This window comes from Amycolatopsis sp. NPDC049691 (assembly GCF_040675005.1).
Lineage (GTDB): Bacteria > Actinomycetota > Actinomycetes > Mycobacteriales > Pseudonocardiaceae > Amycolatopsis.
The window spans coordinates 68631-81917 of record NZ_JBFANX010000007.1; the positions used below are offsets into that span (position 1 = coordinate 68631).

12 protein-coding genes are annotated in these 13287 nt (G+C 73.3%); 9 read left to right on the plus strand and 3 right to left on the minus strand.

All coding sequences use genetic code 11. The annotated features are described in order from the left end of the window. The first annotated feature begins 43 nt into the window (after positions 1 to 43). From AB0J40_RS17760 to AB0J40_RS17795, 8 genes are all read left to right on the plus strand, one after another. Positions 44 to 715, plus strand: coding sequence for a class II aldolase/adducin family protein (locus AB0J40_RS17760; RefSeq protein ID WP_364453892.1), 672 nt, complete (start codon positions 44 to 46; stop codon positions 713 to 715). Continuing rightward, positions 712 to 1653 carry a sugar kinase gene (locus tag AB0J40_RS17765; RefSeq protein ID WP_364453895.1) on the plus strand — a complete coding sequence of 314 codons (942 nt, stop codon included), beginning with the start codon at positions 712 to 714 and terminating at the stop codon, positions 1651 to 1653. The genes AB0J40_RS17760 and AB0J40_RS17765 overlap by 4 nt, the downstream gene beginning before the upstream one ends. A 232-nt stretch (positions 1654 to 1885) precedes the next feature. Next, positions 1886 to 2902, plus strand: coding sequence for an Lrp/AsnC family transcriptional regulator (locus AB0J40_RS17770; protein WP_364453896.1), 1017 nt, complete (start codon positions 1886 to 1888; stop codon positions 2900 to 2902). Further along, positions 2899 to 3786 carry a polysaccharide deacetylase gene (locus AB0J40_RS17775; protein WP_364453898.1) on the plus strand — a complete coding sequence of 296 codons (888 nt, stop codon included), beginning with the start codon at positions 2899 to 2901 and terminating at the stop codon, positions 3784 to 3786. Before AB0J40_RS17770 ends, AB0J40_RS17775 begins: the two co-directional genes overlap by 4 nt. Beyond that, the gene (locus AB0J40_RS17780; RefSeq protein WP_364453900.1) at positions 3783 to 5066 is read left to right on the plus strand and encodes an MFS transporter; all 1284 of its coding nucleotides are present in this window, start codon (positions 3783 to 3785) and stop codon (positions 5064 to 5066) included. The genes AB0J40_RS17775 and AB0J40_RS17780 overlap by 4 nt, the downstream gene beginning before the upstream one ends. Beyond that, positions 5066 to 5842, plus strand: a complete 777-nt coding sequence (locus AB0J40_RS17785; protein WP_364453902.1) for an SDR family oxidoreductase — start codon at positions 5066 to 5068, stop codon at positions 5840 to 5842. The genes AB0J40_RS17780 and AB0J40_RS17785 overlap by 1 nt, the downstream gene beginning before the upstream one ends. Continuing rightward, positions 5835 to 6821, plus strand: coding sequence for a 2-dehydropantoate 2-reductase N-terminal domain-containing protein (locus tag AB0J40_RS17790; protein ID WP_364453903.1), 987 nt, complete (start codon positions 5835 to 5837; stop codon positions 6819 to 6821). The genes AB0J40_RS17785 and AB0J40_RS17790 overlap by 8 nt, the downstream gene beginning before the upstream one ends. Further along, positions 6818 to 7957: a M20 family metallopeptidase gene (locus AB0J40_RS17795; RefSeq protein WP_364453906.1), complete on the plus strand. Its 1140-nt coding sequence runs from the start codon at positions 6818 to 6820 to the stop codon at positions 7955 to 7957. Before AB0J40_RS17790 ends, AB0J40_RS17795 begins: the two co-directional genes overlap by 4 nt. A 239-nt stretch (positions 7958 to 8196) precedes the next feature. Here AB0J40_RS17795 and AB0J40_RS17800 read toward each other — a convergent pair whose 3' ends face one another. Together AB0J40_RS17800 and AB0J40_RS17805 are read right to left on the minus strand one after the other, a co-directional pair. Further along, complete coding sequence (locus tag AB0J40_RS17800; protein ID WP_364453909.1) at positions 8197 to 9660, minus strand: FAD-dependent oxidoreductase; 1464 nt, start codon at positions 9658 to 9660, stop codon at positions 8197 to 8199. Between the two features lie 4 nt (positions 9661 to 9664). Beyond that, positions 9665 to 10573, minus strand: coding sequence for a diiron oxygenase (locus AB0J40_RS17805; protein WP_364453912.1), 909 nt, complete (start codon positions 10571 to 10573; stop codon positions 9665 to 9667). A 115-nt stretch (positions 10574 to 10688) separates the two neighbouring features. Between AB0J40_RS17805 and AB0J40_RS17810 the strand changes: the two genes are divergently transcribed. Beyond that, entirely contained in the window at positions 10689 to 12242 is a 1554-nt protein-coding gene (locus AB0J40_RS17810; protein ID WP_364454741.1) for an adenylate/guanylate cyclase domain-containing protein, read from the plus strand. On the opposite strand, the gene AB0J40_RS17815 is transcribed toward AB0J40_RS17810, so the two are convergent. Continuing rightward, positions 12239 to 13222 carry an alcohol dehydrogenase catalytic domain-containing protein gene (locus tag AB0J40_RS17815; protein WP_364453915.1) on the minus strand — a complete coding sequence of 328 codons (984 nt, stop codon included), beginning with the start codon at positions 13220 to 13222 and terminating at the stop codon, positions 12239 to 12241. The two genes, AB0J40_RS17810 and AB0J40_RS17815, sit on opposite strands and share 4 nt — an antisense overlap. Positions 13223 to 13287: the final 65 nt, after the last annotated feature.

Genomic DNA, 13287 nt, shown 5'->3' on the forward strand with positions numbered 1-13287 from the left:
ACCTGAACGTGACTTTGTTTCGGGTTTATCCTAGCCTCGGACCATGGCAGCAGGAAGCTCGGTGCTCGACGACGCCCGGCGGGCGGTGGCCAGGGCGAGCAACGGCCTCGCCGCGGAGGGCCTGCTGATCGGCACGGCGGGCAACGTGAGCGTCCGGGCCGGTGAGCACGTGGCGGTGACCGCGACCGGCGTCGTGCTGGGCACGGCCGGGCCGTCGGACGTCACGGTGGTGGACCTCGACGGCGCGGTCGTCGACGGCGACCTGGCGCCGACCTCGGAACTGGAGCTGCACCTGGGGATCTACCGGCGCTACGGCGCGGGCGCGGTGGTGCACACGCACTCCCCGCAGGCCACCGCGGTGTCCCTGGTGCTCGACGAGCTGCCCTGCGTGCACTACCAGCAGCTCGCGCTGGGCGGCTCGATCCGGGTCGCGCCGTTCGCCGTGTTCGGGTCGGCGGAGCTGGCGGCGAGCACCCTCGCGGCACTCGAGGGCAAGTCGGCGGCGTTGCTGGCGAACCACGGCGCGATCGTCCACGGACCGACCCTGGAGGCGGCGATGGACCACGCGCTGCTGCTGGAGTGGGCGTGCGGCCTGTACGTCCGGGCGGCGACGCTGGGCGTGCCGCGGGTGCTGGACGACGGGCAGCAGGAAGCCGTCGTCACCGCGGCGGTCCAGCGCGGCTACGGCCGCCCGCGGCCGCTGGAGGACCGGTGACGCAGACCGTCGTAACGCTGGGGGCGCACGTGTTCGACGTGCAGGTCCGGCCCGTGTCGGCGATCCCGGAGGGCCAGGGCGCGGCACTGGTGGAGCAGATCCGCTTCGGCCCGGCGGGGACGGCGGCGGGCACGGCGGTGACGCTGGCGAAGCTCGGCGCCGGCGTCCGGACGGCGGGCGCGGTGGGCGACGACCCGATCGGCGACCTCCTGCTGACGATGCTCGCGAAGCACGGCGTCGACACGTCACTGGTGCTGCGGCGTTCCGGGGTGCAGACGTCGGCGTCGGTGCTCCCGATCCGTCCGGACGGCAGCCGGCCGGCGTTCCACGTCCCGGGCGCGAACCTGGGGTTCGAGCCCGCCGAGTTCCCGGCCGCGTCGCTCGCCGGCGCGACCCACCTACACGTGGGTGGGCCGGAGCTGATGGGTGGCGCCGCGGCCGCTTCCCTGCTGGCGCCGGCCCGGTCCGCCGGCGTGGTGACCTCCGCGGACCTGCTGGCCCCCGGCGATCCGGGAGTACTCGCCTGGATCGACCCCGCACTGTCCTCTGTGGACTACCTGCTGCCGAACGAGGATCAGGTGATCGGCCTGACGGGCGCGGCCACGGTGGAGGACGGCGCGCACGCGTTGCTGGCGCGCGGGGTCGGGTGCGTGGCGGTCACGCGGGGCGCGCGCGGGGCGTTGGTGGTGACGCCGGAATCGACACTGGCGGTGCCGGCGTTCGCGGTCCCGGTGGTGGACACGACGGGGTGCGGAGACGCGTTCTCGGCGGGTTTCCTGCGCGGAGTGGGCCTGGGACGGTCGCTGCGCGAGGCGGCGGTACTGGGCTGCGCGGCGGCGGGGCTGGTGGCCCAGGGGTTGGGCAGCGACCACGGCGAGTTCGACCTGGCGGCGGCGGACGCCTTCGCGGTGGCGACGCCGGTGCTCCCGCTCGGCTGACCCGGAGCCGGCCGGCGGCGTACCCCGGCTCGGCCGGCCCCTTGACGGCTCCCCCGGCGGCCGCTGGCCCAAGCGCCCCAATGTGGCCTTGGTTGCGTCTGACGCACCCAATGTGGCCTTCGGTGCGTCTGACGCACCGAAGGCCACATTGGGGCGCGCGATGCCGCAGCGGCGGCGGATTGCAGCTTTCCCGCATCGAGACCCCTTGACTTGACGATTTCCTGCATTCAGGATGCCTCCTGTGCAGAACGAAGCCAAGACCTCCGAGCTGGACCGCCGCATCGTCGCGGCCCTGCAGCTCAACGGCCGGGCGTCCTGGGGTGCCGTCGCCCGGCACGTCGGGGCCAGCGAGTCCACCGTGCTCCGGCGGGCCGAAAAACTCACCGAAAACGGCCGGCTGCGGGTCATCGGGGTCGTCGACGTGCTGCGCTGCGGCCTCGGCGTGCCCGTCATCGCCCGGCTGAAGTGCCGGCCCGGTGCCGCCGCCACCGTGGCCGAAGCCCTCGCCGCACGGCCCGACGTGCGGTACGCCAGCGTGCTCGCCGGGAGCGCCGACTGCTCCGCCGAGTTCGTCCTGCCCTCCTACGCCGACATCGCCGGGCTGCAGGAGAACGGCTTCCCCGCCGCCGAGGCCATCCGGGACGCCGAGACCTTCGCCGTCATGCGGACCTTCACCTCCAACCACGACTGGGACTCCGGCGAGCTGAGCCCCGAGGCCGCCACCGACCTGCGCGGCGGTGACGTCCGGCCGTTCGAGGAGCAGCACTGGGAACGCCCGCCCGAGCAGCTCGACGAGCTCGACCTCGCCCTCTGCGCCGCCCTCGGCGAAGACGGCAGGCTGCCGTTCAAGGAAGTGTCCAAACTGGTCGGGACGAGCGAGTCCACTGTGGCCCGCCGGGTCGACTCGCTCGTCAAACGCGGCTGCCTGCGCTTCCGGACGCTCGCCGAGCCCGCCATGTTCGGCTACGCCCTCGAATTCATGCTCTGGCTCTCCGTCGTCCCCGGCGAGCTCGACCGCGCCGGGCAGCAGCTCGCCGCCCACCCCGGCACGAAGTACCTCTCCGCCACCACCGGGCGGTTCAACCTCGTCGGCCAGATCGTCCTGCGCCACTACGGCGAGCTCTACCGCCACACCACCGACGTCGTCGGCGCGCTGCCCGGGCTCCGGGAGGCCGACGTGACCCTGCAGGTTTCGACGCTCAAGCGCGCGTGGGCCCCGACGCCCGCCGCCAGCTTGGAGGACGCATGACCGAACAGCCCTGGCAGTGGGACGAAAAGACCTGGCGCGGGCACGTCGAGCACGTCCGCGCCGGCCGGCCGCTGCGGCCCGCGTCGTGGCCCGGCGGCGCGAAGGTCGCCGTCGCGCTGTCCTTCGACTCCGACCACGAGACGCCTTCCCTGCGCGACGGTGACGTCCTGCCCGGAAAGCTGGCGCAGGGCGAGTACGGCGCGCGCGTCGGCGTGCCGCGCATCCTCAAGCTGCTGCGGAAGTACAACGCACCCGCGTCGTTCTTCATGCCCGCCGTGTCGGCTCTCCTCCACGAGGGCGAGGTGAAGTCCTATGTGGATGCGGGGCACGAAGTGGCGCTGCACGGCTGGATCCACGAGCGCAACACCGCGCTCACCGAGGCCGAGGAGCGCGACCTCGCCTTCCGCGCGGCCGACGTCCTGGAGGGCCTCGCGGGCACCCGGCCGGTCGGGATCCGGACGCCGTCCTGGGACTTCTCCGCCCACACCCTCGCCATCACGCGGGAACTCGGCCTGACCTACGACTCCTCGCTGATGGCCGACGACGACTGCTACGAGCTCCTCGAGCACGGCGAGCCGACCGGCGTCGTCGAGCTGCCGGTCGAGTGGATCCGCGACGACGCGCCGTACTTCATGATGGACCGGTTCGCCTCACTGCGGCCCTACACCCCGCCGCGCGGCGTGCTTTCGATCTGGCGCGACGAGTTCGACGCCGCCTACGCCGACGGCGGCATCTTCCAGCTCACCATGCACCCGCACATCATCGGCCACCGCTCGCGCCTGGCGATCCTGGCCGAGCTCCTCGACCACATCGCCGGCCACGACGGCGTCTGGTTCGCCACGCACGCGCAGATCGTCGGCCACGTCCGCCAGGAGCAGCCATGACCACTGTGGACACCGTCCTCGGCCACCGCCTCACGGCGCAGCAGCGCAAGGCGATCGTCGCCGGCGCCGTCGGCAACACCGTCGAATGGGTCGACTGGGCCGTCTACGCCACCTTCGCCCCCGTCTTCGCCGGCCAGTTCTTCGCCGGCGGCAGCGAAACCACCGCCCTGCTGTCCACTTTGGCCGTGTTCGCCGTCGGGTTCGTCATGCGGCCCGTCGGCGGCGCGGTGCTCGGCGCGTACGCCGACCGGCGGGGCCGCAAGAAGGGGCTGACGCTCACCATCTCGCTGATGGCCGGGGCGTCGATCGTCATCGCGCTGACCCCGACCTACGCGCAGATCGGCGTGCTCGCCCCGATCGTGCTGCTGCTGGCCCGGCTCGTGCAGGGCTTCTCCGCGGGTGGCGAATTCGGTTCGTCCTCGGCGTTCCTCATCGAGTCGGCCGCGCCCGGCCGCCGCGCGTTCGCCGGTTCGTGGCAGCAGGTCTCGGTCGGCCTGGGCTCGCTGCTGGCCGCGCTGATGGGCACGATCCTCAACTCGACGCTGTCCGACGCCGACCTGCGCGGCTGGGGCTGGCGGCTCGCGTTCGGCCTCGCCGGGCTGCTCGGCCTGGTCGGCCTGTGGCTGCGCGTGTCGGTGCACGAAACCGAGGCGTTCCGCAAGATCAGTGCGAAGCCGCGACGCAACCCGCTGGTGGCGATGCTGCGCGATCACCCGAAGGCCGCCCTGCGCGTCGCCGGCGTGACCATCGCCGGGACGCTGATCTACTACGTGTGGGTGTCCTACATGCCGGCCTACGCCCACCTGGCCACCGGCATCCCGCTCAAGACCGCGCTGCTGGCCAACACCCTGGCGATGGTCGTGTTCATCGCGCTGCTGCCCTTCGGTGGCCTGCTGTCGGACCGGCTCGGCCGCAAGGCGACGATGACGACGTTCGCCGGCGGGTTCGTGGTGTTCGCCTGGCCCGCGTTCCACTTCCTGGGCAACAGCTTCTGGAGCGTCTTCGTCATCGAGCTGATCGGCCTGGTCCTCATCGTCGGGTACTCGGCGAACTGCGCGGTGATCATGGCCGAGCAGTTCCCGCCGGAGGTCCGCACCACCGGCATCGGCCTGCCGTACGCGCTCGCCGTGGCGATCTTCGGCGGGACCGCCCCGTACGTCACGACGTGGCTCAACGCGAACCACCTCGGCAACCTGGTGTGGGTCTACGTCGCCGTCGCCGCGCTCATCGGCGTCGCGGTCTACCTCACCATGCCGGAAACGAAGGGCAAGGAGCTGTAGTGCGGACCGTGCTCGTCACCGGCGCCGGCGGCGGTATCGGCGCCGCGATCGCGGCCCGGTTCGCCGAAGCCGGCGACCGCCTCGTCCTCGCCGACCTCCGCGCGGCGGAGCTGTCCACGGTGGCCGCCAAACTGGGCAACGCCGTCGCACTGCCCGGCGATCTCGCCGACGCCGGCTACGCCGAGGGGCTCGTCGAACGGGCGGGCCCGGTCGACGTCCTCGTCAACGCCGCCGGGATCTACCCCGCCACTCCCCTGCTGGAGCTGACGGCGGCGGTCTGGGACCGCGTGCAGGACGTCAACGTCCGCGCCGCGCTGCTCACGACCGTCGCGTTCGGACGCGCGCACGTCGCGGCCGGGACGACCGGCGCCGTCGTCAACATCTCGTCCGGCGCGGCCACCCGGGCGCGTCCGGGCGCCGCGCACTACGCGACGTCCAAGGCCGCCCTGGAGATGGTCACCAAGGCCTGCGCGGTCGAACTGGGTCCGCACGGCCTCCGCGTGAACGCCGTGAGCCCGGGGTTCGTCACCGTCGACAGCGACGCCAACCCGGTCACCGAGGCGTACGCGGCCGCGGTGTCGGTCAACCCGCTCGGGCGGCGCGGCGAGCCGCGCGAGATCGCCGACGCCGTGTTCTGGCTCGCCGGCCCGGAGGCCGCGTGGATCACCGGCGCCGTCCTGCGCGTCGACGGCGGTTCGACGGCGGGAGCGGCCGGTCTGCCCCTGCACTGGGACGGAGAAACCCCCGTCCAGCGAGGAAAGGAAGCGCATGTCTGACCGGCGCTCGTACACCGTCGTCGGCGGCGGCGCGATCGGCGGGACGCTCGCGTTCCACCTCGCGCGCGCCGGCCACCCGGTGTCCATTGTGGACGCCGACCCGGCCCACGTGGCCGCGATCACCGGCCGCGGCCTCACCCTGCGCCGCCCCGGCGGCGACGAAACGGTGGAGCTGCCCGCCTTCCTGCCGGAGGACGCCCCGCCGACGTTCGGCCGGGTGCTGCTGGCCGTCAAGGCGCAGGCCACCGAGACCGTGCTGCCGTGGCTGACGCCGCGACTGGCGGCGGACGGGTTCGTCGTGTCCCTGCAGAACGGGCTCAACGAAGGGCTGATCGCCGCGCACGTCGGTCCGGAACGGACGGTCGGGGCGTTCGTGAACCTCTTCGCCGACGTCGTCGAGCCCGGGGTCGTCCGGGACGGCGGGCTCGGCGCCCTCGTCGTCGGCGAGCCGGACGGCCGGATCAGCGACCGGGTCGAGGAAGTCGTCGCCGATCTGCAGGCTTGGGGTCCGGCGAAGGCGACCGCGAACGTCGAAGGCTACCTGTGGGCGAAGCTCGGCTTCGGCGCGATGCTCACGACGACGGCGCTGGCCGACGCGCCGATGGCCGACCTCATCGACCGGCACCGCCCGCTCATGCACGCCATCGCCGCCGAGGTCCTCGAGGCGGCGGGCGACCGCGTCCTGGAGCCGTTCGACCAGTTCGACCCGGCCGCCTACCTGCCCGGCGCGCCCGGCCGCGACGCGGCGACCGACCGGCTGGTCGCGTGGCTGCGGACCCAGCCGAAGGACCGCAGCGGCATCTGGCGCGACATCGCCGTCCGCCACCGCCCGATCGAGGTGCACCACCACTACGCGCCGGTGCTCGCCGCGGCGGAGGTCCCGCTGCTGCGGGCGATGCTGACGCGGCTGCGCGACGTCGAGACCGGCGCCGCGGCGATGTCCGAAGACCACCTCGTCGAACTGGAGCGAGCGCTGTGATCCGAGACCTCCACGAGTGGGTGCGCGCGCACCGCGACGACCTCCTCGCCGACGTCGCCGGCTACGTCTCCATCGAGACACCGAGCGACGACAAGGCGGCGCTGACCGCCGGACTGTCCTGGGTGGACGGTTGGCTGCGCGAACGCCTGGGCGAACCCGGCACCGTTCGGGACGTCGACGGCGGGCGCTACGGCGACATCAAGGTCTACGACTACCCCGGCGCCGGCGAGCCGGTGCTCCTGCTGTGCCACTACGACACGGTGTGGCCACTGGGGACACTGGCGAACTGGCCGTTCACCGTGGACGGTGACCGCGCGACCGGACCCGGGATCTTCGACATGAAGTCGGGTCTGGTGCACGCGGTGTGGGCGCTGCGCGCACTCGACGCGGCGGGGCTGGCGCGTCCGGCCGTGCGGCTGGTCCTCAACGGCGACGAGGAGATCGGCAGCCCGGCGTCCCGCCCGGTGATCGAGGAGGCCGCCGCGGGCACCCGGGCGACGCTGGTGTTCGAGGCGAGCGCCGACGGCGCGGTGAAGACCGCGCGCAAGGGCGTCGGCCTGTTCCGGGTGCACGCGACCGGTGTCGAGGCGCACGCCGGACTGGACCCGGCGAAGGGCGCGAGTGCCGTCGACGAGCTGGCCCGGGCGGTGCTCGCGCTGCACGGGCTGTCCGATGTGGACGCGGGAACCACGGTCAATGTCGGCGTGGTCTCCGGCGGCACGCGGCAGAACGTGATCGCGGGCGCGGCGTCCGGCGAGATCGACGTCCGCGTGTCCAGCGCGGCCGAGGCGGCCCGCATCGACGCGGGCCTGGCGGCGCTGAAGGCGCACGACCCACGCGCGACGGTCGAGGTGACCGGCGGCTGGAACCGCCCGGTGATGGAACGCTCGGACGCCATCGCGCGGCTGTACGAGCTGGCTCGCGACGAGGCCGCGGAACTGGGTGTCACGCTGCGCGAGTGTTCGGTCGGCGGCGCCAGCGACGGCAACTTCGTGGCGGCACTGGGCCACCCGGTCCTGGACGGCTTCGGCGCGGTCGGCGACGGCGCCCACGCGCGGCACGAGCACATCAGCGTGGCGGGGACGCTGGAACGGACCGCGCTCGCGGCCGCCGTCCTGCACCGGCTGGCCGTTTGACGCGTCCTGCGGGACGCCGTCTTCGGCGGCGCGCGGCACTTCCGCGAGCTGCTCGGCGGCGAAGAGCGGGTCTCGTCGAACGTGCCGGCCGACCGGCTGGCGGTGTTCGTCGAGCAGGCGGCCACGACGACGTGGCGGTGTTCGCGGTCGAACCGGCGAAGGTGCTCGCCTTCGGCCGCCGCCGCTCGACGACGGACGCCTCGATGCTGTCCACGGTGGAATTCACCCACACCAGCCATTCACCGTCGCGCGGCTGACCGCCCGAACACGCGTCCCCGGCGCCGGCCCGCCGACCGCAACCGGCCCTCGACCGCGTCCGCCAGCAACGCGCCCACCGTTTCCCGGGCGCACGCCTTGTTCGCGCCGATGCCGCCGGTCGGGCCGCGCTTGATCCAGCCGGCCACGTAGGTCCCCGGCACGACCCGGCCGGACTCGTTCGGCACCGTGCCGCTGACTTCGTCGAACGGCAGGCCCGGCACCGGGGCGCCGCGGAACCCGGCGGCCCGCACGACCCGGCCTGCGGTGATCTCGACGTCGCCGGTCACGCGGACGCCGCGGACCTCCCTGTCGCCCGTGAACGCGAGCGGGGAAGAGTGGAACCGCAGCACGACCCGCCGCCCGTCCGGCGGCGGGGAGGACCAGTCCACGTCCTCGCGCGGCACGCCCTTCAGCAGCGCCGCTTTCCCTTCTCCGGCATCGATCGCCGCGGCGGTCCGCGGGTCGTGGTCGTCCACGACGAGGTTGCCGCGGGCCGCCAGCGCCAGCAGCTCCGACCTCGTGTAGGCGGCGTCGGACGGCCCGCGCCGGGCCAGCAGCACGACCTCGCGCACCTTGCTCGACCGGAGCCGGGCGAGCGCGGCCGGGGCGATGGGCGTGTCCGCCAGGGACTCCGGGTCGGCCGTGAGGATGCGGGCGATGTCGAGCGCGACGTTGCCGGTGCCGACCACGACCACCCGCTCGGCCGAGAGGTCGACGGCGTCCGGCCGGACGCCGGGGTGGCCGTTGTACCAGTTCACCACCGTCGCCGCCGGGAGGCTGCCGGGCAGGTCCTCGCCGGGGACGCCGAGGCGGCGGGCCCCGGTGGCGCCCACCGCGTAGATCACCGCGTCGTGCCGGCTCGCCAGTTCCGGACCGGCCTCCACCCCCAGCCGCAGCGTCAGCCGCGGGTGGTCGTGGAAGCGGGCGAAGGTCTCGCCGATCTTCTTGGTCGACGGGTGGTCGGGCGCGACGCCGTAGCGGATCAGGCCGCCGGCCGTGTCGAGCCGGTCGATCAGGGTGACGCGGGAATTGGTGTGCAGCAACAGGTCTTCGACCGCGTACATGCCCGCCGGCCCGGTGCCGACGACCGCGACGTCCAGCGGCGCGAAGTCGCTCGGCAGCACCCGGGCGAACGAAGGCGGCGACCAGCGGTGGAAGTTCGGGGCGGCACTCGCCTCGGCGAGGACGTCCCGGCCCGCGTAGAACTCCGCGTTGATCTCCTCGTAGACCTTCAGCGGCCCGGTGAGGTCGCCGGCCGGGAAGATCGCGTCGACCGGGCAGGCGTCGGCGCAGGCGCCGCAGTCGATGCAGGTCGCCGGGTCGACGTAGAGCATGTCGGTCGTCCCGAAGTCCGGCTCGTCCGGCGTCGGGTGGATGCAGTTGACCGGGCAGACCGACACGCAGGACGCGTCGGCGCAGCAGGTCTGGGTGATCGCGAACGCCATGACGTCAGATCAGGTTGGCACGCTTGTAGAACCACAGCGACGGCTTCGTGAGCAGCCCCGCGGAGTGCAGGAACTCCATCAGCCCGGAGCAGCTCGAGCGCAGCATCGACTTGTGGTGCTCGTTGGCCTTGGCTTCGCGCCGCGCGCGCTTGCCGTCGAGCCCGGCGTTCTCGTAGACCTTGGCGTTCACCATGCTCGTCACGATGAAGTAGGACGCGATGGCGACGACCAAGCCGTTGACCTGGCGCCGCAACCAGCCGGCGCCTTCGAGCCGCTCGCGGGTCTCCTCGCGGGCGAACTTCATGTGCCGGGACTCTTCGACGACGTGGATGTTGTTGATGGTGCGCACGAACGGGACGACGCGCTCGTCGCGCATCCAGTCCCGCTGCATGACGTCGAGGACCTCTTCGGCGACCAGGATCGCGGCGTAGGCGGCCTCGCCGGTCGCGGTGGCCTTGAAGACCCGGCCCAGCTCGACGACGAACCGGCGCGGCCGGTACGCGGGCGCGCGCAGCTTGGCGGCCCCGCGGGCGAACATGATCGAGTGCCGGCACTCGTCGGCGATCTCGGTGAGCGCCCACTGGAAGGCGGGGTCGGTGGGGTCCTTGGCGTAGAAGTCCCGCAGGACCATCTGCTGCAGGATCATCTCGAACCAGATCCCGGTGCTGGCGACCGACGCCGCTTCCTGGCGGGTCAGCTCGCGCTGCTGCTCCGGGGTCATCTCGGCCCAGTAGGACGTGCCGTAGAGCGTGCTCCACTCGGGGCTCGCGCCGTGGAAGTCCGTGTCCAGCGGCGTCTCCCAGTCGACCTCCTTGACGGGGTCGTAGGACAGCTGCTCCGACGAGTCCAGCAGCCTGCGCGCGGTCGTCTCGCGGTCCGTCGTCGCCGCTTCGCGTTCGCTGATGCTGGTCATCGCCGACCTCCTTGTCAGGTGTTACCCGAGTTCACTGTTACCAACCGTAACACATACTCGGCGACCCGTCTCGAGACAGCTCAGTGAACAACCGTACACTCAATGCGTGAAACCGGTGCGCCCTCTCGGCGACTCACCCGCGGGACCGTTCGGCTCCGGGCTGCTCGGGCCCCTCGACCAGGACGTCACCGTATTGCGCCGGCGCGTCCAGCGCCTGCTGACCGCCACCCTGATCGCCACGAACGTCATCGGCGCGCTGGTCGTCGTCGGGCTCGCCGCGCTGCTCATGCCGTCCCCCGGGATGTCCGGCGACCTCGTGCGGATCACCGCGTTCGCCGTTCCGGCGTACGTCGTGGCCGCCGTCGTCGTCGGGACCCTCTGGGGCACGCGTGGCGCGCTGAAGACGTTGCACTGGGCGGCCGAGGGCAGGCGCCCGAGCGACGCCGAACGCGCCGCCAGCCTGCGCGTCCCCCTGCGCCTGACGCTCATGCAGGCCGTCCTGTGGGGTGTCGCGACCGTCGTGTTCGCGGCGCAGGCCGTGCTCATGCAGCCCGCGGTCGCGCTGACCGTGTTCCTCGTCGTCGCGTTCGCGAGCGTCGTGGTGTGCGCGATCGCGTACCTCTTCGGCGAGTTCGCCCTGCGGCCCTACGCCGCGCTGGCGCTGGCCGGGACCGCGCCGCCGCGACCGCTCAGCGGCGGTGTCAACCTGCGGATGCTGCTGTTCTGGTGCCTGGGCACCGGGGTGCCGGTGGCCGGGCTCGTCGTCACGGCGGTGCTGGCCTGGGTGCGCGGCGGCGTCTCGACCACGAAGCTCGCCGTGTCGGTGATCGCGCTCGGCCTGGTCGTGCTCTGCTTCGGCCTGCTGGTCACCGTGTTCACCGCCCGCGCGGTCGTCAACCCGATCTCCTCGGTCCGCGACGCGCTGGGCCGCGTCCGGGCCGGGGACTTCGCCGCCCGGATCGCCGTCTACGACGGCACCGAGCTGGGCCTGCTGCAGGCGGGGTTCAACGACATGGCGGCCGGGCTGGCCGAACGCGAACGGCTGCGCGACCTGTTCGGCAGGCACGTCGGCCACGAGGTCGCCGTCGAGGCGATGCGCACCTCCGGAACCAGCACCGCGCTCGGCGGCGCCGTTCGCACGGTCTCCGTGCTCTTCGTCGACCTGGTCGGGTCGACGGCGCTGGCCGCGAGCCGCCCGCCCGAGGAGGTCGTCGGCCTGCTCAACCGGTTCTTCGCCGTGGTCGTCGACGAGGTCGACCGGCACCACGGGCTGGTCAACAAGTTCGTCGGCGACGCGGCCCTGGCCATCTTCGGGGCGCCCGCCGAACTCGCCGACCACGCGACGTGCGCGCTGGCCGCCGGACGCGCGATCGCCCGGCGGCTCGCCGCCGAAGTACCGGACGGGCCGGCCGGCATCGGCGTCGCGACCGGCGACGCGGTGGCGGGCAACGTCGGCGACCCGCGCCGGTTCGAGTACACGGTGATCGGCGACCCGGTCAACGAAGCCGCCCGGCTGACCGAGCTGGCGAAGAACGCGCCGGGGCGCCTCCTGGCGTCGTGGACGGCCGTCGAAGCGGCGGCCGCGGCGGAAGCCGCGCGGTGGACGGCCACCGAGGACGTCGTCCTGCGCGGGCGCAGCCGCCCGACGACGTTGGCGTCGCCGCGCTAGCGCCGCGGGTCGACGTGGACCTTCGGCGCGGCGAACCGCTCGCCGCCGAGCACCGCGGCGACCCGGTCCAGCCCGACGGTCGCCCCGACCAGCGGGCGCGGGTCGACGGTCCCGGCGGCGTAGGCGGCGATCGTGTCCGCCAGCCCCGGTGACGCCGACAGGACACCGACGGCCGTGACGTCCTTCAGCACCAGCGCGCGGCTGTCGAGCGTGCTGGGCCGGCCGGCCAGTCCGATGTAGACGACCCGGCCGGCCGGTTCCACCAGGTCCAGCGCCAGCGCGGGCGAAGCGGGCGCGCCGGTGGCGTCGACGACCGCGTCGAAGGGCAGGTCCGGGAGCGTCTCGCGGGTCCGGACGTCCTCGCTTTCGACCAGGCCCATGACGTGCACCTCGGCACCGGCGGCGCGCAGGAACATCGCGGTGAGCAGCCCGATCGTCCCGGGGCCGAGCACCAGGGCGCGGTCGCCGGGACCCACCTCGGCGGCCCGCGCGGCCCGCAGGGCGTTGCCGCCGGGTTCGACCAGGGCGCCGAGCACGGCGTCGACCTCGTCGGGCAGGGGGTGCAGCGACCACGCGGGGACGGCGAGCTTCTCGGCGAGCGCCCCCGCGCGCCCGCCGCGGATCCCGACTTCCTGCCGGTTCTCGCAGGTGTGCTGGTGCCCCTTCCGGCAGCGGCGGCACGTCCGGTCGCCGAGCATGGTGTCCCCCATGACCCGCCGTCCGAGCCAGGCGGGGTCGACGCCGGCACCCACCGCGGAGACGGTGCCGCACCATTCGTGCCCGAGCCGCATCGGGTAGGCGGCGTGGCCTTGGTGCAGGTAGGCCATGTCGCCGGTGAAGAACTCGACATCGGTGCCGCAGACCCCGGCCCGTTCGACGTCCACGACGACCTCACCGGGCACGGCTTCCGGGACCGGCACCTCCTGGACAGCCCCTTCGCGCGGCCCGGTGAGCACGAACGCCCGCATGGTCGAAGACATGGCTCATGCTCGCATCCGCTCCGGCGGTGAATTCCGGGTGGCCCGGTGGTCCAAGTCGGCGACAG